Origin of the sequence: Pseudomonas sp. P42 (assembly GCF_017973755.1) — a bacterium.
Taxonomy (GTDB): domain Bacteria; phylum Pseudomonadota; class Gammaproteobacteria; order Pseudomonadales; family Pseudomonadaceae; genus Aquipseudomonas; species Aquipseudomonas iridis.
In genome coordinates this window covers 243,881-267,496 of the sequence record NZ_JACOPU010000007.1, presented here as the reverse complement: position 1 = coordinate 267,496, position 23,616 = coordinate 243,881, and the positions used below count along the sequence as shown (strand labels likewise).

The 23,616-nt window shown below is 58.9% G+C and carries 28 protein-coding genes; 15 read left to right on the top strand and 13 right to left on the bottom strand.

What is annotated here, in order from left to right; translation table 11 throughout:
• Positions 1-140: 140 nt before the first annotated feature.
• From H8B20_RS23355 to H8B20_RS23335, 5 genes are read left to right on the top strand one after another with little or no spacing between them, the layout of a single operon-like run.
• Entirely contained in the window at positions 141-542 is a 402-nt protein-coding gene (locus H8B20_RS23355) for a FagA protein (protein WP_210624756.1), read from the top strand.
• Positions 529-1,911, top strand: a complete 1,383-nt coding sequence (locus H8B20_RS23350) for a class II fumarate hydratase (RefSeq protein ID WP_210624755.1) — start codon at positions 529-531, stop codon at positions 1,909-1,911. Before H8B20_RS23355 ends, H8B20_RS23350 begins: the two co-directional genes overlap by 14 nt.
• A 27-nt stretch (positions 1,912-1,938) precedes the next feature.
• Entirely contained in the window at positions 1,939-2,379 is a 441-nt protein-coding gene (locus H8B20_RS23345; RefSeq protein ID WP_042557660.1) for a hypothetical protein, read from the top strand.
• A 1-nt stretch (position 2,380) separates the two neighbouring features.
• On the top strand, positions 2,381-2,992 hold the full coding sequence (locus H8B20_RS23340) for a superoxide dismutase (protein WP_210624754.1): 612 nt from the start codon (positions 2,381-2,383) through the stop codon (positions 2,990-2,992).
• Positions 2,993-3,022: 30 nt separating this feature from the next.
• Entirely contained in the window at positions 3,023-3,916 is an 894-nt protein-coding gene (locus H8B20_RS23335) for a ZIP family metal transporter (RefSeq protein WP_210624753.1), read from the top strand.
• A 91-nt stretch (positions 3,917-4,007) separates the two neighbouring features.
• Here H8B20_RS23335 and H8B20_RS23330 read toward each other — a convergent pair whose 3' ends face one another.
• From H8B20_RS23330 to H8B20_RS23285, 10 genes are all read right to left on the bottom strand, one after another.
• Positions 4,008-4,283 carry an HPr family phosphocarrier protein gene (locus H8B20_RS23330; protein WP_008085079.1) on the bottom strand — a complete coding sequence of 92 codons (276 nt, stop codon included), beginning with the start codon at positions 4,281-4,283 and terminating at the stop codon, positions 4,008-4,010.
• 15 nt (positions 4,284-4,298) lie between these two features.
• Entirely contained in the window at positions 4,299-5,156 is an 858-nt protein-coding gene (gene rapZ, locus H8B20_RS23325; RefSeq protein WP_042557663.1) for an RNase adapter RapZ, read from the bottom strand.
• A gap of 2 nt (positions 5,157-5,158) precedes the next feature.
• On the bottom strand, positions 5,159-5,623 hold the full coding sequence (ptsN, locus tag H8B20_RS23320; RefSeq protein ID WP_210624752.1) for a PTS IIA-like nitrogen regulatory protein PtsN: 465 nt from the start codon (positions 5,621-5,623) through the stop codon (positions 5,159-5,161).
• An 11-nt stretch (positions 5,624-5,634) separates the two neighbouring features.
• On the bottom strand, positions 5,635-5,943 hold the full coding sequence (gene hpf / locus H8B20_RS23315) for a ribosome hibernation-promoting factor, HPF/YfiA family (RefSeq protein ID WP_047299778.1): 309 nt from the start codon (positions 5,941-5,943) through the stop codon (positions 5,635-5,637).
• A gap of 73 nt (positions 5,944-6,016) precedes the next feature.
• The gene (locus tag H8B20_RS23310; protein WP_042557666.1) at positions 6,017-7,510 is read right to left on the bottom strand and encodes an RNA polymerase factor sigma-54; all 1,494 of its coding nucleotides are present in this window, start codon (positions 7,508-7,510) and stop codon (positions 6,017-6,019) included.
• A 187-nt stretch (positions 7,511-7,697) separates the two neighbouring features.
• Positions 7,698-8,423, bottom strand: a complete 726-nt coding sequence (gene lptB / locus H8B20_RS23305; RefSeq protein WP_210624751.1) for an LPS export ABC transporter ATP-binding protein — start codon at positions 8,421-8,423, stop codon at positions 7,698-7,700.
• On the bottom strand, positions 8,423-8,968 hold the full coding sequence (lptA, locus tag H8B20_RS23300) for a lipopolysaccharide transport periplasmic protein LptA (RefSeq protein WP_042557668.1): 546 nt from the start codon (positions 8,966-8,968) through the stop codon (positions 8,423-8,425). Before lptA ends, lptB begins: the two co-directional genes overlap by 1 nt.
• Positions 8,955-9,527: an LPS export ABC transporter periplasmic protein LptC gene (lptC, locus tag H8B20_RS23295; protein WP_042557669.1), complete on the bottom strand. Its 573-nt coding sequence runs from the start codon at positions 9,525-9,527 to the stop codon at positions 8,955-8,957. The genes lptA and lptC overlap by 14 nt, the downstream gene beginning before the upstream one ends.
• 8 nt (positions 9,528-9,535) lie before the next feature.
• Positions 9,536-10,060, bottom strand: a complete 525-nt coding sequence (locus tag H8B20_RS23290) for a KdsC family phosphatase (RefSeq protein ID WP_210624750.1) — start codon at positions 10,058-10,060, stop codon at positions 9,536-9,538.
• Positions 10,061-11,035 (bottom strand): KpsF/GutQ family sugar-phosphate isomerase, encoded by a 975-nt coding sequence (locus tag H8B20_RS23285; protein WP_047299779.1) that lies wholly within the window; start codon positions 11,033-11,035, stop codon positions 10,061-10,063.
• A gap of 275 nt (positions 11,036-11,310) precedes the next feature.
• On the opposite strand from H8B20_RS23285, the gene H8B20_RS23280 reads away from it, so the two are divergent.
• From H8B20_RS23280 to hisC, 10 genes are all read left to right on the top strand, one after another.
• Complete coding sequence (locus H8B20_RS23280; RefSeq protein ID WP_042557672.1) at positions 11,311-12,120, top strand: ATP-binding cassette domain-containing protein; 810 nt, start codon at positions 11,311-11,313, stop codon at positions 12,118-12,120.
• The gene (mlaE, locus tag H8B20_RS23275) at positions 12,120-12,917 is read left to right on the top strand and encodes a lipid asymmetry maintenance ABC transporter permease subunit MlaE (protein ID WP_042557673.1); all 798 of its coding nucleotides are present in this window, start codon (positions 12,120-12,122) and stop codon (positions 12,915-12,917) included. The genes H8B20_RS23280 and mlaE overlap by 1 nt, the downstream gene beginning before the upstream one ends.
• Positions 12,917-13,384 carry an outer membrane lipid asymmetry maintenance protein MlaD gene (mlaD, locus tag H8B20_RS23270; RefSeq protein ID WP_042557674.1) on the top strand — a complete coding sequence of 156 codons (468 nt, stop codon included), beginning with the start codon at positions 12,917-12,919 and terminating at the stop codon, positions 13,382-13,384. The genes mlaE and mlaD overlap by 1 nt, the downstream gene beginning before the upstream one ends.
• 11 nt (positions 13,385-13,395) lie before the next feature.
• Positions 13,396-14,049: an MlaC/ttg2D family ABC transporter substrate-binding protein gene (locus H8B20_RS23265; RefSeq protein ID WP_042557675.1), complete on the top strand. Its 654-nt coding sequence runs from the start codon at positions 13,396-13,398 to the stop codon at positions 14,047-14,049.
• Positions 14,046-14,351, top strand: coding sequence for an STAS domain-containing protein (locus H8B20_RS23260; RefSeq protein WP_210624749.1), 306 nt, complete (start codon positions 14,046-14,048; stop codon positions 14,349-14,351). Before H8B20_RS23265 ends, H8B20_RS23260 begins: the two co-directional genes overlap by 4 nt.
• A gap of 115 nt (positions 14,352-14,466) precedes the next feature.
• Positions 14,467-14,706 carry a BolA family protein gene (locus H8B20_RS23255; RefSeq protein ID WP_007912386.1) on the top strand — a complete coding sequence of 80 codons (240 nt, stop codon included), beginning with the start codon at positions 14,467-14,469 and terminating at the stop codon, positions 14,704-14,706.
• Between the two features lie 22 nt (positions 14,707-14,728).
• Positions 14,729-15,994: a UDP-N-acetylglucosamine 1-carboxyvinyltransferase gene (gene murA / locus H8B20_RS23250; protein WP_042557677.1), complete on the top strand. Its 1,266-nt coding sequence runs from the start codon at positions 14,729-14,731 to the stop codon at positions 15,992-15,994.
• A 142-nt stretch (positions 15,995-16,136) separates the two neighbouring features.
• A complete protein-coding gene (hisG, locus tag H8B20_RS23245) occupies positions 16,137-16,772 on the top strand; it encodes an ATP phosphoribosyltransferase (protein ID WP_008085048.1) in 636 nt (211 codons plus the stop codon).
• A gap of 124 nt (positions 16,773-16,896) precedes the next feature.
• A complete protein-coding gene (hisD, locus tag H8B20_RS23240; protein WP_042557678.1) occupies positions 16,897-18,222 on the top strand; it encodes a histidinol dehydrogenase in 1,326 nt (441 codons plus the stop codon).
• A gap of 2 nt (positions 18,223-18,224) precedes the next feature.
• Positions 18,225-19,277: a histidinol-phosphate transaminase gene (hisC, locus tag H8B20_RS23235; RefSeq protein WP_042557679.1), complete on the top strand. Its 1,053-nt coding sequence runs from the start codon at positions 18,225-18,227 to the stop codon at positions 19,275-19,277.
• A gap of 208 nt (positions 19,278-19,485) precedes the next feature.
• On the opposite strand, the gene H8B20_RS23230 is transcribed toward hisC, so the two are convergent.
• From H8B20_RS23230 to algW, 3 genes are all read right to left on the bottom strand, one after another.
• Complete coding sequence (locus H8B20_RS23230) at positions 19,486-20,205, bottom strand: DUF4198 domain-containing protein (protein ID WP_047299781.1); 720 nt, start codon at positions 20,203-20,205, stop codon at positions 19,486-19,488.
• 12 nt (positions 20,206-20,217) lie between these two features.
• Positions 20,218-22,335 (bottom strand): TonB-dependent siderophore receptor, encoded by a 2,118-nt coding sequence (locus H8B20_RS23225; protein WP_210624748.1) that lies wholly within the window; start codon positions 22,333-22,335, stop codon positions 20,218-20,220.
• An 87-nt stretch (positions 22,336-22,422) separates the two neighbouring features.
• Positions 22,423-23,580, bottom strand: a complete 1,158-nt coding sequence (gene algW / locus H8B20_RS23220; RefSeq protein WP_042557682.1) for a Do family serine endopeptidase AlgW — start codon at positions 23,578-23,580, stop codon at positions 22,423-22,425.
• Between the last annotated feature and the right edge of the window lie 36 nt (positions 23,581-23,616).

Sequence of the window (23,616 nt, the reverse complement as noted above, 5' to 3'; positions counted from 1 at the left end):
GCGCCACCCCATCGGGTGGCGCGCCTTTTTTATGCCTGCTTTTTTAGGCGCAGCCTGCGGCAGCTCCTATAAAAAGCGCTCTTGTGCTGGTTCTCATTATCATCTAATAATAAATCTCATTATCGAATGAGCCGTGGATCATGAGTTCTGCCTTGCACGAGCAGCCGTACCTCGAAAGCTGGCGCTGGATGAGTCGTCAGATCCGATGCGCGATGGATCCTGACGAACCGCGCCTGATCGAACATTACCTGGCCGAGGGCCGGTATCTGTCCTGTTGCACAGCGACCTCGCCTTGGACCGTCGCTGAAACTTCCTTCCGATTGCTGCTCGACACGGCCACCGACACCGCGTTGCCGTGGCACTGGCGCAGCCTCTGCCTCGATCAAGCCTGGCGCCCCTTGCGTGAAATGGAGCGCCTGTCGCTGTGCAAATGCCGGCTCAAACGCTGGCAACGCTACACCTGGCAACTGGCGACCTGCGAGTTGCAACCCTCGATTTCTCTTATTGAATTAGTCCAAGGATTTACTGATGGCAGACCCTAACACTCGTATCGAGCGCGACAGCATGGGCGAATTGCAGGTGCCGTTGGACGCTCTCTACGGCGCGCAAACCCAGCGTGCAGTGGATAACTTCCCGATCAGCGGCCAACCGATGCCGACGCAATTCATCCGCGCATTGATCCTGGCCAAAGCCGCCGCAGCCCGGGCCAACGTCGAACTCAACCAGATCAGCGCCGCTCAGGGCAAAGCCATCAGCGACGCCGCGCAAGGCTTGCTTGAAGGCGATTTCATGCGGCATTTCCCGGTAGATATCTTTCAGACCGGCTCCGGCACCAGCTCCAACATGAATGCCAACGAGGTGATCGCCACCTTGGCCAGCCGCCTGCTTGGCGAACCGGTCAATGCCAACGATCACGTCAACTGCGGCCAGAGCAGCAACGACATCATCCCGACTACCATCCACGTCAGTGCTGCGCTGGCCCTGCACGAACAACTGCTGCCGGCGCTGCTGCACCTGGTGCAGGTCATCGAGCACAAAGCCGAGCAAGTGCATCACCACGTCAAAACCGGGCGTACGCATTTGATGGATGCGATGCCGGTGCGTATGAGCCAGGTGCTCAACGGCTGGGCGCAGCAACTGAAGGCCAACATCGGTCATTTGCAAGACCTGCTGGCAAGCCTGCAATCCCTCGCGCAGGGCGGGACGGCGGTCGGTACCGGAATCAACGCGCATCCGGAATTCGCTGCGCGGTTCAGCCGTCAACTCAGCCAGTTGACGCATGTGCAGTTCACCCAAGGCAAAGACCTGTTCGCGCTGATCGGTTCGCAAGACACCGCCGTAGCGGTCTCCGGACAGCTCAAGGCCATCGCTGTGTCGCTGATGAAAATCGCCAATGACCTGCGCTGGATGAACTCAGGGCCCTTGGCCGGTCTCGGCGAAATTGAGCTCGAGGCGCTGCAGCCGGGGTCATCGATCATGCCGGGCAAGGTCAACCCGGTGATCCCGGAAGCGACCGCCATGGTCGCCGCCCAAGTGATCGGCAACGATTCGGTGATCACCATCGCCGGCCAGTCGGGCAATTTCGAGTTGAACGTGATGCTGCCAATCATTGCCCAGAACCTGTTGAGCAGCATCGAGTTACTGGCCAACTCCAGTCGCCTGTTGGCTGACAAAGCCATCGCCAGCTTCAAGGTCAACGAGTCGCGGCTCAAGGAAGCGCTGTCGCGCAATCCGATTCTGGTCACCGCACTCAACCCGATCATCGGTTACCAGAAAGCCGCTGAAATCGCCAAGCAAGCCTATAAACAGGGTCGCCCGGTGATCGACGTCGCGCTGGAGCACACCGACCTGTCGCGCAGTCAGCTGGAAGAGTTGCTCAACCCCGAGAAACTCACCGCTGGCGGCGTGTAATCCCCGCAACCGCTTTGGAGGCTCACCATGGAGCACTGGAAACGCACGATCGAACGGGCCAATCGCTGCTTCATGTTGGGCGAGCTGATCGATGCCCGTGAAGCTTATCTGCAGGCGCTGGCCCTGGCGCAAGTGCTGTTCGAACGCTGGGCCGATGCCGACGAAGCGGTGGCGGCCTGCGTCATCTCCCACCACAACCTGGCGGATCTGCACTTGCGCCTGAATCAGCCGGAGGAAAGCGCCGAATACCTTTGCGCCATTCATCAACGGCTGTTGCAGACGATGCAGGACGAACGTCAGCGCCTCGCGCTGCGTGAAGCGGCGCTGCGCCAGAGCAGCAAAACTTACGTCGAGCTGCTGAATTTCATCAGCGACCACGGCGAATACCCACGCACCCAGCGTCTGTTGCATCCGGATACCGGCAATGCGCGCCGCGCACCAGCCCCACATCACCATGGAGTCCATTGAAATGGCTTTTACCTTGCCTGCCTTGCCTTATGCCTACGATGCCCTGGAGCCGCACATCGATGCGCAGACCATGGAAATCCACTACACCAAGCATCACCAGACCTACATCAACAACCTCAACGCTGCGGTGCAAGGCACTGAATATGCCGGATGGCCAGTGGAAAAACTGGTGGCCAGCGTTCAACAGTTGCCGGAAAAACTTCGCGCGGCGGTGATCAATCAGGGCGGCGGCCATGCCAACCACTCGCTGTTCTGGGAAGTCATGGTGCCCAACGGCGGCGGCAAACCGGACGGGGCGCTGGCCAAGGCCATCGACGAACAGCTGGGTGGCCTCGACAGTTTCAAAGAGGCATTCACCAAAGCTGCGCTGACCCGGTTCGGCAGTGGCTGGGCCTGGCTGAGTGTGACCCCGGAGAAAAAACTGGTCGTGGAAAGCAGCGGTAATCAGGACAGTCCGCTGATGAACGGCAACACGCCGATTCTCGGCCTCGACGTTTGGGAGCACGCCTACTACCTGCGCTACCAGAACCGTCGGCCGGATTACATCAACGCGTTCTACAACGTGATCAATTGGCCTGAAGTGGCTGCGCGCTATCAGGCTGCACTGGTTTAAGTCTCCTAAAAAAACAATTCAAGGCTGACTATGGGCACTGAGACACTGGCGGTCGGAAGCGGGCGTATGTTTCGTTACGCAGTGGGATCGCTGTTGCTGCTGGCGGGCTTAACCTTACTGGCAGTCCACGGACTGGAATGGCTGAATCTGGAACCGAGGCTGTCGCGGGCGTTGCAGGGTGGCGCACTCTGCGCGCTCGGCACCGCGCTCGGAGCGGTGCCGGTGTTGGTGATTCGGCGCATGCCTCAGGCGCTCAGCGATACGTTACTGGGTTTCGGTGCCGGGGTGATGCTGGCGGCGACGGCGTTTTCGCTTATTGTCCCGGGCATTGCTGCCGCAGAGAGCCTGGGTCTGACACCGTGGGCGGCGAGTGGCCTGATCTGCTTCGGCATCATGCTCGGTGCGTTCGGCCTGTATCTGGTGGATCGCAAGGTGTCCGGTGCGTCACCGGAAATGCTCGTGGGCAGCGTCGAGCATCCGGTGATTCCACCGCGGATCTGGCTGTTTGTGTTCGCCATCATTGCCCATAACATCCCAGAGGGAATGGCCGTCGGGGTATCGGCCGGCGGCGGCATGCCGGACGCGGACAGTCTGGCCATGGGCATCGCCTTGCAGGACGTACCGGAAGGACTGGTGATTGCGTTGGTATTGGCTGGGGCGGGGATGTCACGGGTCAAGGCGTTCTTGATCGGCGCGGCGTCAGGGCTGGTCGAACCGGTGTTTGCGCTGTTGTGTGCGTGGCTGGTCAGTCTGGCGCAGGTGCTGTTGCCGTTAGGCCTGGCGCTGGCGGCCGGGGCGATGTTGCTGGTGGTGACCCACGAAGTGATTCCGGAGTCGCGACGCAATGGTCATGACAAGCTGGCCAGCCTTGGTTTGCTGATCGGGTTCTGTTTGATGATGGTGATGGATACGGCGCTGGGTTGAAGATCAAAAGATCGCAGCCTGCGGCAGCTCCTACAGGAAGCGCATTCCAATGTAGGAGCTGCCGCAGGCTGCGATCTTTTGATTTTGGCTGTCAGCCGCCTTCGTCGAAGTAGTTGTTGATCAACGCCACCAGCGCATCCAGCGCTTCCTGTTCCTGATGGCCTTCGGTACTCAGATAGATTTTGGTGCCTTTGCCAGCCGCCAGCATCATCATTGCCATGATGCTTTTACCATCAACCGTTGTCTCTGGTGTGCGGCCCACTCTGATCGTACAGTCGGGATACTGACCGGCAACCCCGACAAACTTCGCCGACGCTCGGGCATGCAAACCCAGTTTGTTGATGATTTCGATTTCCAGAGCAGGCATCGCGGTGTGAATCCTTTAGGTGAGGTCGCGGTGGCGGACCTGGACGTTCTTCAGAGTTTTCTGCAGGGCCTGACCCAGGCGTTCGGTCAGGTAGACGGAGCGGTGGTGCCCGCCGGTGCAGCCAATGGCAACAGTAACGTAGGCGCGATTGCTCGCGGCGAAGCGCGGTAGCCATTTGTGCAGGTAGCTGAAAATGTCCTGGAACATTTCTTCAACCTCGGGCTGCGCTGCCAGGTATTCGGCCACCGGCTCATCGAGCCCCGATTGCGCACGTAGCTCAGGCTTCCAGTACGGATTGGGCAGGCAGCGCACGTCAAACACCAGATCCGCATCCACCGGCATGCCGCGTTTGAAGCCAAATGACTCAACCAGAAATGCCGTGCCCGGCTCCGGCTGACTCAGCAGACGCAGCTTGATGGTGTCGCGCAACTGGTACAGGTTCAGATTGGTGGTATTGATCTTCAGATCGGCCAGATCGGCGATGGGCCCCAACAGGGCAGTTTCATCCTGGATCGCCTCGGCCAGCGAGCGATTGGCGTTGCTCAGCGGGTGGCGCCGACGGGTTTCCGAAAAACGCTTGAGCAGGGTTTCTTCGTCGGCATCCAGATACAGCACATCGCACTGGATATGGCGGCTGCGCACTTCTTCAAGCAGTTCGGGAAAACGCGAGAGATGACTTGGCAGGTTGCGCGCATCGATCGACACCGCCACCAGCGGTTGCGCCAGTTCAGTGTGAATCAGCGCGCGCTCAGCCAGTTCCGGCAGCAAGCCTGCCGGCAGATTGTCGATGCAATAGTAACCGTTGTCCTCAAGGACATTCAGCGCGGTACTTTTACCTGAGCCGGAACGGCCACTGACGATGATCAAGCGCATGATTACTGCCTGCTCTGCTCGTCCACAACAACCTGGTACAAGGCTTCATTGCTTGAAGCGCTGCGCAGTTTATCGCGCACATCTTTGCGATCCAGCATGCTGGCAATCTGGCGTAACAACTCCAGATGCGCATCGGTGGCGGCTTCGGGGACCAGCAGTACGAACAGCAGGTCAACCGGCGCACCGTCGATGGCGTCGAAATCAATAGGGGCTTCAAGGTGCATCAGAGCGCTGATCGGCGACTGGCAACCCTTGAGGCGACAGTGAGGAATGGCGATGCCGTTGCCAAAACCGGTAGAGCCGAGTTTTTCACGGGCAATCAGAGCCTCGAAGACATCTTGCATCTCCAGATCCGGCACTTCGCGGGCGATCAGGTTGGCAATCTGTTCGAGGGCTTTCTTTTTACTGCCGCCCGGCACGTTCACGAGGGAACGGCCGGGGGTCAGGATACTTTCAAGTCGGATCATGGGGTAGGGGGTTATCGACCGGTCGCGCCCTGGAGCAGGCTCTGGGTCTTTTCCTTATGCTTTTTGAGTTGTTTGTCCAGCTTGTCGGTCAAGGCGTCGATCGCGGCATACATATCGGTATGTTCTGCGTTGGCGACCACTTCACTGCCGGGGATATGCAAGGTGGCTTCGATTTTCTGCTTCAGCTTTTCGACGCACATCGTGACCTGCACGTTGGTGATCTTGTCGAAATGTCGCTCTAATCGTTGAAGTTTCTCATTGATGTAGTCGCGCAGAGGTTCGGTCACTTCCAGTTGGTGTCCACTGATGTTGACTTGCATACAGCTTCTCCTTCGTTGCCAGTGCATAAAGCGGCAGGCCGAAAAGCCTGCCACTGGAACGCTGTAACGTGGCTTACATCAACCGCTTGCGTTCGCTCGAAGGCGCGATCCCGAGGGATTCGCGGTACTTGGCGACGGTGCGGCGAGCCACCTGAATGCCTTGTGCCTCCAGTAAACCAGCGATCTTGCTGTCACTCAACGGCTTTTTCTGATTTTCCGCGGCAACCAGTTTTTTGATGATCGCGCGGATCGCCGTGGACGAGCATTCGCCGCCCTCGGAGGTGCTGACGTGGCTGGAGAAAAAGTATTTCAGTTCATAAATACCGCGCGGGGTATGCATGAATTTTTGCGTGGTTACCCGGGAGATGGTCGACTCGTGCATGCCGACCGCCTCGGCGATGTCATGCAGCACCAGCGGCTTCATGGCTTCGTCGCCATATTCAAGAAAGCCGCGCTGATGCTCGACGATCTGGGTGGCCACTTTCATCAGGGTTTCGTTGCGGCTTTGCAGGCTCTTGATGAACCAGCGGGCTTCCTGCAACTGATTGCGCATGAACGTATTGTCGGCGCTGGTATCGGCGCGACGCACAAAGCCTGCGTACTGGGCGTTGACTCGCAGACGAGGTACCGACTCCTGATTCAGCTCGACCAGCCAGCGTTCATTGTCCTTGCGCACAATGACGTCCGGAACGACGTATTCGGCTTCCGTCGATTCGATCTGTGAGCCCGGCCGTGGATTGAGGCTTTGTACCAGCTCGATGACCTGGCGCAACTCATCTTCCTTGAGCTTCATGCGACGCATCAACTGGCTGTAATCGCGGCTGCCGAGCAAGTCGATGTAATCGCTGACCAGACGTTTCGCTTCAGCCAGCCAAGGCGTCTTGGCCGATAGCTGACGCAATTGCAGCAGCAGGCATTCGCTGAGATTGCGGGCGCCGATGCCGGCAGGCTCGAATTGCTGGATGCGGTGCAGAACCGCTTCGATCTCGTCCAGTTCGATGTCCAGTTCCGGATCAAACGCTTCGAGAATTTCTTCGAGGGTTTCGTCCAGATAGCCCTGATTGTTGATGCAATCGATCAGGGTGACGGCGATCAGTCGATCGGTATCGGACATCGGTGCCAGATTCAGTTGCCACAGCAGATGGCTTTGCAGGCTTTCGCCCACTGAAGTGCGCGTGGTGAAGTCCCACTCGTCATCATCGCTGCTCGGCAGGCTGCTGGCGCTGGTCTGGTAGACGTCTTCCCAGGCAGTGTCGACCGGGAGTTCATTGGGGATGCGCTCGCTCCAGTCGCCTTCCTCGAGGTTGTCCACCGTTGGGGCGGTTTCCTGATAGGAGGGTTCCTGGATATCGGTGTTGGGCTTCTGTTCGGCGTTGTCAGCCAAGGGATCGGTGTTGTCGAAGTCTTCGCCTTCTTCCTGGCGTTCGAGCATCGGATTGGATTCCAGAGCCTCCTGAATTTCCTGTTGCAGGTCCAGGGTCGACAATTGGAGCAGACGGATAGCCTGTTGCAGCTGAGGTGTCATCGTCAGCTGCTGGCCCATTCTCAAGACTAGCGATGGTTTCATGGCAGGGGCTTAACACCTTATTCGCCGGCGCGATGCGCCATCCACTACAGGGCGCCGAAGCGCCAAACTTAAGCAAATTATATGCCTGAAACTGAAGTGTTTGCCTAGAGCGCTGTAACAATTAAAGCGTATTAAATTCTGCTTGAATCGATACAGCGCCCGGGCGGCTCACCGGGCACCTTTGCGCTTACAGGCGGAACTCGTGGCCCAGATACACTTCCTTCACCAGATCATTGGCCAGGATGGTAGCGGAGTCACCTTCGGCGATCAGTTGACCGTCGTTGACGATGTAAGCGGTTTCGCAGATATCCAGCGTCTCGCGCACGTTGTGGTCGGTAATCAGAACACCGATGCCCTTGGCTTTGAGATGGTGGATGATTTGCTTGATGTCGCCGACCGAAATCGGATCGACACCGGCGAACGGTTCGTCGAGCAGGATGAATTTCGGCGCAGTCGCCAACGCGCGAGCGATTTCCACCCGGCGGCGTTCACCACCGGACAGGCTCATGCCGAGGTTGTCGCGGATGTGGCTGATGTGGAACTCCTGCAGCAGGCTTTCCAGCTCCCTGCGACGACCGGCCTTGTCGAGTTCCTGACGGGTCTCGAGGATGGCCATGATGTTGTCGGCTACCGACAGTTTGCGGAAGATCGACGCTTCCTGCGGCAGATAGCCGATACCGGCCTTTGCACGACCGTGCATTGGCTGGTGGCTGACGTCCAGATCGTCGATCAGCACACGGCCCTGATCAGCCTGAACCAGCCCGACGATCATGTAGAAGCATGTGGTCTTGCCGGCACCATTGGGGCCGAGCAGGCCGACGATCTGACCGCTGTCGATCGACAGGCTGACGTCACGCACGACCTGACGGCTTTTATAGGCCTTGGCCAGGTGCTGAGCTTTCAGAGTTGCCATTACTGGTTTTTCTCTTCGGATTTCTTCTTCGGCTGGATCACCATGTCGATGCGCGGACGCGCTTCGGTGACTTTGCTGCCGGTAGCGCGACCGGCGCTGGCCAGTTTCTTCACGGTGTCATAGACGATTTTCTCGCCCTGGGTGGTGTTGCTGTCTTTATCGACAACCTTGGCCTTGTCGATCAGTACGACGCGATTTTGCGCGGCGTGATACTGAATCGTCACGCCCCAGCCCTGAACAGGCTTGGAATCGCCGGCGGTCTGCAGTTGTTCGAAGTAGGCGAGGTTGCCGACAGACGTGACAACGTCGATATCACCGGTCGAGGTGCGGGTGATGGTCACGGTGTTGCCTTTTACGATCATCGAGCCCTGAGTGATGATCACGTCACCTTTATAGGTGGCTACGCCGTTCTTGTCGTCCAGCTGGGCATCGTCGGCCTGAATGCGGATTGGCTGCTCTTGATCGTTCGGCAGAGCCCAGGCGCTCACGCTTCCCAGTGCTGCGCCCAGACTGAGCAAAATAGGGAGGGTTTTAACGAGCCTCATACTGTCCTCTTACGTTCGATTGCAGGTGTATCCTGCTTTCCTTCAGGTACGCTTTCATTCCTACGCCAGTCGATACACCGCCAGCGCCCTCGATTCTAACGGGTTGCTCGGTCTGCGCATATTCCCGCTGCGGGAACACTGTCATGCGAGTGGAAGTGATCAGCGTGTCGCGGTTCTTTTCATCGGTGCGCTTGATGCGTACCGAATCGATCAATTCGACTTCAGTGCCGCCCGAATTCACTTCGCCACGTTCGCTGGTCACATGCCACGGGAAATCCGTTCCGCGGTACATGTTCAGGTCGGGCTTGGTAACCAGCGTGACATCGGTCGCCTTGACGTGTTCGGCCTTGTCGGACGTCATTTCATACTGCACTTTGCCATCCGGCAGGTATTGCACGGTACGCGTGTTGGTCGCATACCAGTCGATAGGGTTTTCCACGGACGTGGTCGGAGGCTTGTCGAGGAAGCGTTCCGGGCTGATGTTCCAGTAGCCGACGGCTGCAAATAGTGCAGCGATGCAGCCGAACAACAGGAAGTTACGAAATTTTTTGCTAAACATGGTTTGGCTCACAGGTACGCGGCGTTGGCCGCATCGAGGCGGCCCTGGGCGCGCAGGATCAATTCGCAGAATTCGCGGGCAGCACCTTCACCGCCTCGGGCACGGGTAACGCCATGGGCGTGTTCGCGGACGAAATCAGCGGCGTTGGCGACGGCCATGCCCAGTCCGACGCGGCGGATCACCGGCAGGTCAGGCAAATCGTCGCCCAGATAGGCGACTTGTTCATAGCTTAGGCCCAGTTGCCCAAGTAGACCGTCCAGAACCACCAATTTGTCTTCGCGTCCCTGAAACAGGTGTGGGATGCCGAGGTTTTTCGCCCGGCGTTCGACCACGGGTGTCTTGCGACCGCTGATGATGGCGGTCTGCACGCCGGCGTTCATGAGCATTTTGATGCCTTGGCCGTCGAGGGTGTTGAAGGTCTTGAACTCACTACCGTCTTCAAGAAAGTACAGGCGCCCGTCAGTCAGGACGCCATCGACGTCGAAAACTGCCAGTTTGATGGCTTTGCCGCGTTGCAGCAGATCGGTGCTCATTTACATGACTCCTGCGCGCAGCAGATCGGAGAGGTTGAAGGCGCCGACCGGGCGATCCTCCTCGTCGACCACTACCAGTGCATTGATTCGGTGGTCTTCCATGATTTTCAGCGCTTCGGCGGCGAGCATCTCGGGCCGGGCGGTCTTGCCGTGGGCTGTCATCACCTGGTCGATGGTCGCACTGCGAATATCGATGCTGCGATCAAGGGTGCGGCGCAAATCACCGTCGGTGAAGATCCCGGCGAGTTTGCCGTCGGCTTCAAGAATGACGGTCATGCCCAGACCCTTGCGAGTCATTTCCATCAGCGCGTCCTTGAGCAGCGTGCCGCGTTGAACCTGCGGCAACTCCTGCCCGGCGTGCATGACGTTTTCCACTTTCAACAACAGGCGGCGGCCAAGGGCGCCACCTGGATGAGAGAAGGCGAAGTCTTCAGCGGTAAATCCACGAGCTTCCAGCAATGCCACGGCCAAGGCATCGCCCATGACCAGGGCGGCGGTGGTCGACGAGGTTGGCGCCAGGTTCAGCGGACAGGCTTCGTGCTCGACGTGAACGTTGAGGTTCACTTCGGCGGCTTTGGCCAGCGGCGAGGCCGGATTGCCGGTGACGCTGATCAACTGGATGCCCAGACGCTTGATCAACGGCAGCAGGGTGACGATTTCGTTGGTCGAGCCGGAGTTCGACAGGGCCAGGATCACGTCGTCGCGGGTGATCATGCCCATGTCGCCATGACTGGCTTCGGCCGGGTGAACGAAAAAGGCCGGGGTGCCGGTACTGGCCAGAGTCGCGGCGATCTTGTTGCCGACATGCCCTGATTTGCCCATGCCGACCACGACCACACGGCCCTTGCTGGCCAGAATCATCTCGCAGGCGCGTACGAAATCGGCGTCGATATGGGGTAACAAGCCTTGTACGGCTTCCACTTCGAGGCGAATGGTGCGTTGTGCCGATTGAATCAGGTCGCTGGATTGGCTCATGTCAGAAATCGTATAGCCCGATGAAAAGGCGGCGATTATAGCGGTTATGTAGCAAAGCCTCACGCAAGTTCGTCATGCTTTGTCATCCCGCGTTACCAAAACCCGGCAAAAGCGCCTCCGCACCTGTCATCTCGCTGAATACGGGCCGGCACAAGCCTTGGGCGCTTGGCCTTTGCAGTGATATAGTTCGCCGCCAGTTCGGCCTGCCCGGGACGTACGTGCTTTTTCACCAAAGCCAGGCGTCCGAGTGAGAGGCTGCATCGCAAGGAGTTTAGATGAGTGCCGATAACGCTTACGCGGTCGAGCTGAAGGGAGTCTCCTTCAAGCGCGGTGCGCGCAGCATTTTCAATAACGTCGATATTCGCATCCCGCGCGGCAAGGTCACCGGCATCATGGGACCTTCCGGGTGTGGCAAGACCACGCTGCTGCGGTTGATGGGGGCTCAGTTGCGCCCTGCCAGCGGCGAAGTCTGGGTCAACGGCCAGAACCTGCCTACGCTGTCGCGCAGCGATCTGTTCGATGCGCGCAAGCACATGGGTGTGCTGTTCCAGAGCGGCGCACTGTTCACCGATCTCGATGTTTTCGAGAACGTCGCTTTTCCCCTGCGCGTTCATACCGAGTTGCCGGAAGAAATGATCCGCGACATCGTCTTGCTCAAATTGCAGGCAGTGGGGTTGCGCGGTGCCATCGAGCTGATGCCCGATGAACTGTCCGGTGGCATGAAGCGTCGCGTGGCTCTGGCCCGTGCCATTGCGCTGGATCCGCAGATCCTGTTTTACGACGAGCCGTTCGTCGGTCAGGACCCGATCGCCATGGGCGTATTGGTACGTCTGATCCGTCTGCTCAATGATGCCTTGGGCATCACCAGTATTGTGGTGTCCCACGATCTGGCTGAAACCGCGAGCATTGCCGACTACATCTATGTAGTGGGTGACGGTCAGGTGCTGGGGCAGGGTACGCCGGACGAGTTGATGAACTCGGATGAGCCGCGTATCCGTCAGTTCATGTCCGGTAATCCCGATGGCCCGGTGCCGTACCATTTTCCAGCGACGGACTACCGCGCAGATCTTCTGGGGAAGCGCTGATGCGCAGAATTTCATTAATAGAACGCGTGCGCCGGTTCGGCGAAGCGGCGATCGACGCCATTGCGGTGTTCGGTCGGGCGACGCTGTTCCTGTTTCACGCGTTGGTTGGTCGTGGCGGCATCAGCGGCGGATTTGGCCTGCTGGTCAAGCAACTGCATTCGGTCGGCGTCATGTCGCTGGTGATCATTGTGGTCTCCGGGGTTTTCATCGGCATGGTTCTGGCCTTGCAGGGGTTCAGCATCCTGTCGAGCTACGGTTCGGAGCAGGCGGTAGGGCAGATGGTTGCGCTGACACTGCTGCGTGAGCTCGGCCCGGTGGTGACCGCACTGTTGTTCGCCGGGCGCGCCGGTTCGGCGTTGACCGCGGAAATCGGCAACATGAAGTCCACCGAACAGCTTTCCAGCCTGGAAATGATCGGTGTCGACCCGCTCAAATACATTATTGCCCCGCGTCTGTGGGCCGGTTTCATTTCCCTGCCGGTGCTGGCAATGATTTTCAGCGTGGTGGGCATCTGGGGCGGTTCGTGGGTCGCTGTCGACTGGCTGGGTGTGTATGAAGGGTCTTACTGGTCGAACATGCAAAACAGCGTGACCTTCACCAGTGACGTGCTCAACGGCGTCATCAAAAGTATTGTTTTCGCCTTCGTCGTCACCTGGATCGCCGTATTCCAAGGCTATGACTGTGAGCCCACTTCCGAGGGTATCAGTCGTGCCACCACCAAGACCGTAGTGTTTGCCTCGCTGGCAGTACTGGGTCTGGACTTTATTCTGACCGCTTTGATGTTTGGAGATTTCTGATGCAAAACCGCACCCTGGAAATCGGTGTCGGCCTGTTCCTGCTGGCAGGGATCCTGGCCTTGTTGCTGCTTGCGTTGCGGGTCAGTGGCCTGTCTCCGACTTCGACCACCGACACTTATAAACTGTATGCCTACTTCGACAATATCGCCGGTTTGACGGTCAGAGCCAAAGTGACCATGGCCGGTGTCACCATCGGCAAAGTCACGGCAATCGATCTGGACCGCGACAGCTTCACCGGTCGGGTGACACTGCAAGTGGACAAGAAAGTCGACAATCTGCCGACTGACTCCACAGCATCTATCCTGACCGCTGGTCTGCTGGGCGAGAAGTACATCGGTATCAGCGTAGGCGGGGAAGACACCGCTCTGAAGGATGGTGGAACCATTCACGACACGCAGTCGTCTCTGGTACTGGAAGACCTGATCGGTAAATTCCTGCTCAATACCGTTAGCAAAGACGCCAAATGAGGAGCTTTTGAATGATCTCTATCTTGCGACGCAGCCTGTTGGTGTTACTGGCGGCTCTGCCTTTGATGGGTAACGCTGTGGCTGCAACGTCGGCCCATGAACTGGTTCAGGACACAACCACCCGGTTGCTGGCCGATCTGGCTGCCAACAAAGAGAAATACAAGCAGGATCCGACCGATTTCTACGCCGCGCTCAACAACATTGTCGGGCCGGTGGTGGATGCCGAGGGCATTTCGAAAAGCATCATGACGGTGAAGTATTCGCGCAAGGCCACGCCGGCGCAGATGCAAACCTTCCAGGAAAACTTCAAGAAAGGTTTGTTCCAGTTCTACGGCAACGCCTTGCTCGAGTACAACAACCAGGGCATCACCGTTGATCCTGCCAAGGATGAGTCTGGCGATCGCACCAGCGTCAACATGACCGTCAAGGGCAGCAGTGGCGCTGTCTATCCTGTGCAGTACACGCTGGAGAAGATCAACGGTGAGTGGAAACTGCGCAACGTGATCATCAACGGTATCAACATCGGCAAGCTGTTCCGTGATCAGTTCGCTGACGCGATGCAGCGCAATGGCAACAATCTGGACGCGACCATCAACGGTTGGGCCGGTGAAGTGGCCAAGGCCAAGGAAACCACCGAAAAAGCTGCTGAGAAGCCAGCGCAATGAATGAGGCCGCAGTTCGTATGAGTGATGTAGACGAGCTCTTGCTCAGCGGAGTGCTGGATTACCGCACCGGGCCTGATCTGCGCAAGGAAGGTCAGGCGCTGATCAAGTCCAGCAAGGCGTCTTCGCTGATCATCGACTGCTCGGCCGTAAAGAAATCCAGCAGCGTCGGTTTGTCGTTGCTGCTGTGTTTCATGCGCGATGCACAGGCGGCCGGCAAGGCTGTCAGCATCCGCGCGATGCCCGAAGACATGCGCGAAATTGCTCAGGTCAGTGAACTGACCGAACTCTTGGCGCAACCCTGAACCCGCATCATTAAAGAAGCCCCCCGTCAGAGTCCTGCCATGCGGGGTTCGCAGGCGCGGGGCTTTTTTGTATGATGTCCGACCCGTGCGCACAGGGCGCCGATTGAGGTTGAGCATGCAGGCCGTAGAAGTGAAGAGCTTCCTAGAAGGAAAGCTGCCCGGAACGTTGGTAGAAGTTGAGGGCGAAGGCTGCAATTTCCAGCTGAACGTGATTAGCGATGAACTGGCGGCGTTGAGCCCGGTGAAGCGTCAGCAGCAGATCTATGCCCATTTGAACCCATGGATCACCGATGGCAGCATCCATGCGGTTACTATGAAATTTTTCAGCAGCGCGGCCTGGGCCGAGCGCACCTGAGCCTAAGGGCGTCGAGATTCTTATGGATAAATTGATTATTACCGGTGGCGCTCGTCTTGATGGCGAGATCCGCATTTCCGGGGCAAAGAACTCTGCCCTGCCGATCCTGGCCGCCACCTTGTTGTGCGATGGCCCGGTGACGGTGGCTAACCTGCCGCACCTGCACGACATCACCACCATGATCGAACTGTTCGGTCGCATGGGCATCGAGCCGGTGATCGACGAGAAGCTCAGCGTCGAAATCGACCCGCGCACCATTAAAACCCTGATCGCCCCGTACGAACTGGTGAAAACCATGCGTGCGTCGATCCTGGTGCTCGGCCCGATGGTTGCGCGCTTCGGTGAAGCTGAAGTCGCACTGCCTGGCGGTTGCGCGATCGGTTCGCGTCCGGTTGACCTGCACATTCGTGGCCTCGAAGCCATGGGCGCAGTGATCGACGTCGAAGGCGGCTACATCAAGGCCAAGGCGCCTGAGGGCGGTCTGCGCGGTGCAAGCTTCTTCTTCGATACCGTCAGTGTGACCGGCACCGAAAACATCATGATGGCCGCCGCTTTGGCCAGGGGCCGCAGCGTGTTGCAGAACGCCGCCCGCGAGCCTGAAGTGGTTGACCTGGCGAACTTCCTCAACGCCATGGGCGCCAAGGTTTCCGGTGCCGGCACCGACACCATCACCATTGATGGCGTCGAGCGTCTGGGTTCGGCTTTCTACAAAGTCATGCCTGACCGTATCGAAACCGGCACCTATCTGGTCGCTGCTGCCGTGACCGGTGGCCGCGTCAAGGTCAAGGACACCGATCCGACCATCCTCGAAGCCGTTCTGGAAAAACTCCGTGAAGCCGGCGCAGAAATCACCTGCGGTGAAGACTGGATCGAGCTGAACATGCACGGCAAGCGTCCGAAAGCCGTCAACGTGCGCACTGCGCCGTACCCGGCGTTCCCGACCGACATGCAGGCACAGTTCATCTCGCTCAACGCCATTGCCGAAGGCACCGGTGCTGTGATCGAGACGATCTTCGAAAACCGTTTCATGCACGTTTACGAACTGCACCGCATGGGCGCGCATATCCAGGTTGAAGGCAACACGGCCATTGTTACCGGCATCGAAAAACTCAAAGGCGCGCCAGTGATGGCAACCGACCTGCGTGCTTCGGCCAGTCTGGTGATCTCGGCACTGGTTGCCGAAGGCGATACGCTGATCGACCGCATCTACCACATAGACCGTGGTTACGAGTGCATCGAAGAAAAACTGCAGATGCTGGGCGCCAAGATTCGTCGCGTTCCGGGCTGATCGCTGCATGTGGACACAGGGACGTGTCCGTTGAATTCGTTTCGAATCGAGGGTGTTCTTTTCAATAGTAAAGACACCTCGATGTGTGTTCGGCGCCGATTGCGACCGGACATGAGTACCTTGATAAGGACTGACGTTTCCCATGTTGACCATCGCACTGTCCAAGGGCCGCATCCTTGACGACACCCTGCCGCTTCTCGCTGAAGCGGGTATCGTGCCGACCGAGAATCCGGACAAGAGCCGCAAGCTGATCATCCCCACGACGCAGCCAGATGTACGCCTGCTGATCGTGCGCGCGACCGACGTGCCGACTTATGTCGAGCATGGCGCGGCCGACCTCGGCGTAGCCGGTAAAGACGTGTTGATGGAATACACCGGCCAGGGCTTGTACGAGCCACTGGACCTGCAGATCGCTCAGTGCAAACTGATGACCGCCGGCAAGATCGGCGCCGCCGAGCCAAAGGGCCGCCTGCGTGTGGCGACCAAGTTCGTCAACGTTGCCAAGCGTTATTACGCCGAGCAGGGCCGCCAGGTCGACATCATCAAACTGTACGGTTCGATGGAACTGGCTCCGCTGATTGGCCTGGCCGACAAGATCATTGACGTGGTCGACACCGGCAACACCTTGCGCGCCAACGGTCTGGAACCTCAGGAACTGATCGCAACGATCAGCTCGCGCCTGGTGGTCAACAAGGCTTCGATGAAAATGCAACACGCCCGTATCCAGGCGTTGATCGATACCCTGCGCAACGCAGTGGAATCACGACACCGCGGCTGATTTACTTGCGCGACCTCAGGTCGCGCCGTCTATCCGCCTCATAGCCAGAATTCTCAGGTGCCCAAGCGGATCGAATGGTAGTTTCGGGCGCCTGAGTTTTTGCCAATCCTATGAGGCTCTCGCTATGACCGCACCGACTGCAATTCGCCGACTCAACGCTGCTGACCCGGATTTCGCGCATCATCTGGATCATCTGCTGAGCTGGGAAAGTGTGTCTGACGACTCGGTCAATCAGCGCGTACTCGACATCATCAAGGCTGTGCGCGAGCGTGGCGACGCGGCGTTGGTCGAGTTCACCAAGAAGTTCGACGGTCTCGACGTCGCCTCGATGGCTGACCTGATTCTGCCGCGCGAACGCCTGGAACTGGCCCTGACCCGCATCACCGTAGCGCAACGTGAAGCGCTGGAAAAAGCCGCGGCCCGCGTGCGCAGCTACCACGAAAAACAGAAACAGGATTCCTGGAGCTACACAGAGGCCGACGGCACGGTGCTGGGCCAGAAGGTTACGCCGCTGGATCGCGCCGGTCTTTACGTGCCGGGCGGCAAGGCGTCGTACCCTTCGTCGGTGCTGATGAACGCAATTCCGGCCAAGGTTGCCGGCGTGACCGAAGTGGTCATGGTCGTGCCGACCCCGCGCGGTGAAATCAACGAGTTGGTGCTGGCTGCCGCGTGCATTGCCGGCGTTGACCGCGTGTTCACCATCGGTGGCGCCCAAGCCGTTGCCGCGCTGGCCTATGGCACCGAAAGCGTGCCGAAAGTGGACAAGGTCGTCGGCCCTGGCAACATCTATGTCGCCACCGCCAAGCGCCACGTGTTCGGCCAGGTCGGCATCGACATGATCGCCGGCCCCTCGGAAATCCTCGTGGTGTGCGATGGTCAGACCGACCCGGACTGGATCGCCATGGACCTGTTCTCCCAGGCCGAGCACGACGAAGACGCGCAAGCGATTCTGGTCAGCCCCGACGCCGAGTTCCTCGACAAGGTCGCCGCGAGCATCGACAAGCTGCTGCCGACCATGGATCGCGCAGCCATCATCGAAACCTCGATCAATGGCCGCGGTGCGCTGATTCACGTGCGTGACATGGCCCAGGCCATCGAAGTCGCCAACCGCATTGCGCCAGAACACCTTGAGCTGTCGGTTGCCGACCCTCAGGCCTGGTTGCCGCAGATCCGCCACGCCGGTGCGATCTTCATGGGTCGCCACACCTCCGAAGCGCTGGGTGATTACTGCGCAGGCCCGAACCACGTGCTGCCGACTTCCGGCACTGCGCGATTCTCTTCGCCGCTGGGTGTGTACGACTTCCAGAAACGTTCCTCGATCATTTTCTGCTCCGAGGCCGGTGCGTCCGAACTGGGCAAAACTGCTTCGGTCCTGGCCCGTGGTGAGTCGTTGAGCGCTCACGCACGTAGTGCCGAATACCGCATCAAAGACGAAACGAAGGGGAACTGAACATGAGTAAATTCTGGAGCCCGTTCGTCAAGGATCTGGTGCCTTATGTGCCGGGCGAACAGCCGAAGCTGACCAGGCTGGTCAAGCTCAACACCAACGAAAACCCGTACGGCCCGTCGCCAAAAGCCTTGGCGGCAATGCAGACCGAACTCAACGACAACCTGCGCCTGTACCCGGACCCGAACAGCGATTTGCTGAAAAACGCCGTCGCCACTTACTACGGCGTGCAGACCAATCAGGTGTTCCTTGGCAACGGTTCGGACGAAGTGCTCGCGCACATCTTCCACGGCTTGCTGCAACACGATCAGCCGATTCTGTTCCCGGACATCAGCTACAGCTTTTATCCGGTGTATTGCGGTTTGTACGGCATCAAGTTCGACGCGGTGCCGCTGGATGCGCAGTTCCAGATCAACCCGGCGGATTACGCCAAGCCAAACGGCGGGATCATTTTCCCTAACCCGAACGCCCCGACGGGCTGCCTGTTGGCGCTGGATGCGGTTGAGCGGATTCTCATCGCCAGCCCGAACTCGGTAGTTGTGGTGGATGAGGCGTACATCGACTTCGGTGGTGAAACGGCGATCAGCCTGGTGGATCGTTATCCGAACCTGCTGGTGACCCAGACCCTGTCCAAATCCCGATCTCTGGCAGGCCTGCGGGTTGGCTTGGCGGTGGGGCATCCGGATTTGATCGAGGCGCTGGAGCGCATCAAGAACAGCTTCAACTCTTATCCGCTGGATCGCCTGGCGAACGTCGGCGCGGCGGCGGCATTCGAGGATCGTGAGTATTTCGACAAGACTTGCCGTTTGGTCATCGAAAGCCGCGAGTGGGTTGTCGCGCAATTGCAGGGCAAGGGTTTTGAGGTGTTGCCGTCGGCGGCGAACTTCATTTTTGCCCGTCACCCGCAACATGATGCGGCAGGGCTGGCGGCGAAGTTGCGCGAGCAGGGCGTGATTGTGCGGCACTTCAAGCAAGAGCGGATTGCGCAGTTCCTGCGGATCTCGATTGGCACGCCGGAGCAGAATCAGGCGTTGATCGATGGGCTTGGTGAACTGTAAAGGCAAAAGCCCTCACCCTGACCCTCTCCCGGAGGGAGAGGGGACTGATTGGGGGATGCTTTAACGTTACGTCGACCTGATCCTGCTTTACCGAATCCATAATCCATTCGGTTTTTCAGGTCGATGAATGACGCCATACACCTCGGTCGGCTCCCTCTCCCTCCGGGAGAGGGCTGGGCGGGCGGCGTTTGCGATGAGGGTTAGTTTTTTATTCGTGATGCGGCTCGCCCAGGAACGTCAGCGAACTGAACAACCCGCGACTGTTCACATCAACACTGTCCTTCACCGGCACCTCAACCTGCGCCGCAATCACATTCAACCCTTCATTTCGCACCAGCACCTGCGCACGGCCGTCCTTGTCGGTCTCGGTGCTCAGGGTATTGGGTGCGCTGCGGTAATCGCCGATCAACTTGACGCCCGCCGCCGGTTTGCCATCAAGCAACACGCGCACCGGCAATGACTTGCCTGGCCCGACCGTCAGCGGATCAACTTCCGGCAGAATCAGCAACTTGATCTGATCCAGCTTGGGCAACTTTGCCCCCGGTTGATAGATCGCCAGGCTGTATTTGAACGTCTGCGTCGCCTCGACGGCGCCCGGCACTTTGCTGCGCCCTTCGTTGATCCACTTCTTGTCAGCGGTCTGCGACCACATCCCGTTATTCAAAGCCACGGCCATTACCGCGGGTGTTTTCAACGGCTTGAGGCGGGCGTGATCGGGCAGGCGCTCGACGCTGACCGGGATCATTTTGCCGCTCGCGTCGTAGGCCCACGCGCCACTGATTTTCTGGGCCTTGAAGGCGTTGTCTTCGGCGCCGTGGCCGTAGATCACTTCGATGTTGCCGCGCCGTTGTTCGGTCCACAGGCCATGGGCCGAGGCTTGTCCGGCGAACAGCGCGGCGATGACCAGCAGGGTTTTGCCGTATTGCATGGTGACTTCCTTTTACAGATTGAGTGACAGGCTGACGGTGAAATTGCGCGGCTCGCCGGGGTTGACCCAGTAATTACTGTAAGAGCGCTCGTAGTATTTTTCGTCGAATACGTTGTTCAGGTTCAGGCCGACGGTGACGTTGTCGCTGGCCTTGTAATGGGCCAGCAGGTCGACGGTGTGATACGCCGGCAATTCGAAATCGCTGCCGGATTCGCCCGAGCGATCACCGACGTAAGTGAACGCTGCGCCAATGTCCGAGCCGCGCAGATGCCCGTCCTGAAATTCATAAACACCCAGCAGACTGCCGCTGCGTTTGGCCACGCCGAGGATGCGGCTGCCGGTGGGAATCACGGCGTCACCCTGAGTCACTTCGGCGTCGATGTAGGCGAAGGCGCCAATCACCCGCAGGGCATCGGTGACTTGGCCGGTCACCTGCAGATCGAAGCCGCGACTGCGTGCCTTGCCCATCGCGCGGTTGGTGTCGGTGGCAGGGTCGAGCGCGAGGACGTTTTCCTTGTCGATGTGAAAGAAGGCAAGGGTGCTGCTCAGGCGTTCGTCGAACAGTTCGTTTTTGATGCCGATTTCGTAGCCGACACCTTCCTCCGGATCGAAGGATTTGCCGGCCGCATCGAGGCCGTTGTTTGGTTTGAACGAGGTCGAGGCGTTGGCGAACAGGCCGGTGTTGGGCGTCAGTTGATAGAGCAGGCCGGCGCGCTGGGTGAGGGCGTCGTGGGTCTGGCGGCTGCTGGCGTTGCGGCTGTGGTCATCGATGTTTTGTTCGAAGTGTTCGAAACGTGCGCCGATCATCCCGCGCAATTTGTCGGTAAAGACGATTTGATCCTGCAGGTTCAGCGCGTGGCTTTCGAGGTGCTCGAAAGTGTCAGTGCCCGAGCGTGTGCCGTTGGGTTTCGGCTGGCCGTAGATCGGCTTGTAGATGTCGATGGCGTAGGGGCCGCCGGCGATGGTGGTGACGCGCTCGTTCTTGCGGAAGTTCTCGTATTCGGTGCCGATCAGCAGTTCGTGCTGCCATGGGCCGAGGTCGAACAAACCACGCAATTCCAGTTGGGTGATGCTGTCGTGCCAGTTGGTATCGCGCTCGCGGTAACGGCGGTTGACGGTATGACCGTCGGCATTCAGCGGGCGACTTTCGGAAGCGTCGCCCCACAGTTTGCCTTCCTTGTAATGGCTGGCCAGGCGCAGTTTCCAGTTGTCGTCAAGGTGATGCTCGAGCGTCGCCTGAAGCAGGTTGTTGTGGTTGTCGACGTTGCCGTCGTTGGGTTCACCGAGGAACGTCGAACGAGAAACACCGCTCCATTTATTGCCAGGCGCGACGATGCCACGGTCGAACGTCGAGCTGTGGCGGACGATTTCGCTTTCCACCAACAGCGACGTATCCGGGTTCAGTTGCCAACTGATCGAGGGCGCGACGAATACGCGTTTGCTGTCGACGTGATCGCGAAAGCTGTGGTTGTCCTCGACTGCAAGGTTGATCCGCGAGAGCACGTCACCCTGTTCATCGAGCGGCGTGTTGACGTCCAGCGCCGTGCGATAACGGTCCCAACTGCCAGCGCTGGTCTGCAACGTGGTAAAGGCTTCGGGCTGTGGTTTTTTGGTGACGATGTTCACCGTGCCACCCGGGTCGCCACGGCCATATAGGCTGGCCGCCGGGCCTTTGAGCACTTCGATACGCTCGATATTGGCTGCGTCCGGTGTGCTCGGGTACCCGCGATTGGCGCTGAAGCCGTCCTTGTAGAACTCCGAGGTGGTGAAGCCGCGCACGCTGTATTCGTAGAGCGTCAGGCCGCCGAAGTTGTTTTGCTTCGATACGCCGCCAGCGAAATCCAGCGCGCGCTCGACGCTGGTGCTGCCCAGATCCTTGAGCACGCTGGCAGGCACCACGCTGATTGCCTGGGGAATATCGCGGATCGCCGTGTCGGTTTTGGTCGCACTGGAGGAGCGCGTGGCACGGTAGCCCTTGACTGGACCGGTGGGGGATTCGTAATCGGAGGTGACGCTGATCGCGTCCAGTTCGAGCGGTTGCGGCTCTTCGGCAAAGGCCGCATCGCCCAGCAAGGCAAGGGGTAGACCAAGAGTCAGGCCAAGCAGGGAGGTCTTTGTTCGAGACGACATGTTATGTTGTTCCAATTGTTAGATTGAAACAATATAACATGCCTTTTGAGAATGTCTTTTATTCGCGCCGTTGACGCGAATAAATTTTTACTCTCGTTTTTCCTGCACCGGTGCCGGCGGTGGACGCAAGCCGATTTCCGCCGAGAGCTTGATCTCCTTGCCGTTACGCATCACTTGAATCGTGACCTTGTCGGTCGGTTTGATCCGCGCGACCTGGTTCATCGAGCGACGACCATCGCCGGCCGGTTCGCCATCAATGCTGAGAATCACGTCGCCCAGTTGCAGGCCGGCCTTCTGTGCCGGGCCGTCGCGGAAGATCCCCGCCACCACAATGCCCGGACGCCCGGACAAGCCAAACGATTCGGCCAGTTCCTGAGTCAATGGCTGCACTTCGATGCCGAGCCAGCCGCGAATCACCTGGCCATGCTCGATGATCGACTTCATCACTTCCATCGCCAGTTTCACCGGGATGGCAAAACCGATGCCCTGCGAGCCACCGGACTTGGAGAAAATCGCCGTGTTGATGCCGGTGAGATTGCCGTTGGCATCCACCAGTGCACCGCCGGAGTTGCCCGGGTTGATGGCCGCGTCGGTCTGGATGAAATCTTCGTAGTTGTTCAGGCCCAACTGATTACGCCCGGTGGCGCTGATGATGCCCATGGTCACGGTCTGGCCGACGCCAAACGGGTTGCCGATGGCCAGCGCAACGTCGCCGATGCGGATGCTGTCGGAACGGCCGACAGTGATCGCAGGCAGGTTTTTCAAGTCGATTTTCAGAACGGCGAGATCGGTTTCCGGGTCGCTGCCGATCACTCGGGCCAGGGTTTCCCGGCCATCCTTGAGTGCTACGACGATCTGGTCGGCGCCGCTGGTAACGTGGTTGTTGGTCAGGATGTAGCCTTCCGGGCTCATGATCACGCCGGAACCGAGGCTCGACTCCATGCGCTTCTGCTTCGGCGAGTTGTCACCAAAGAAACGGCGGAACTGTGGATCCTCGAATAAAGGATGCGCCGGCTTGTTGATGACTTTGGTGGTGTACAGGTTGACCACCGACGGCGCGGCGATCGTCACCGCATCGGCATAGGACACCGGCCCCTGCTGCACAAGGGTGGTCTGCGGCGCCTGTTGCAGGTTGACGTCGAGGCTTGGCAGCCCGACCCACTGCGGGTATCGCTGAATAATCAACAGAGCGATAAGCACACCGGCCAACAATGGCCAGCCAAAAAAACGCAGCGCCTTGAACATTAAGCACGTCCTGGAAAAGTTGCAGGCGAAGTCAGA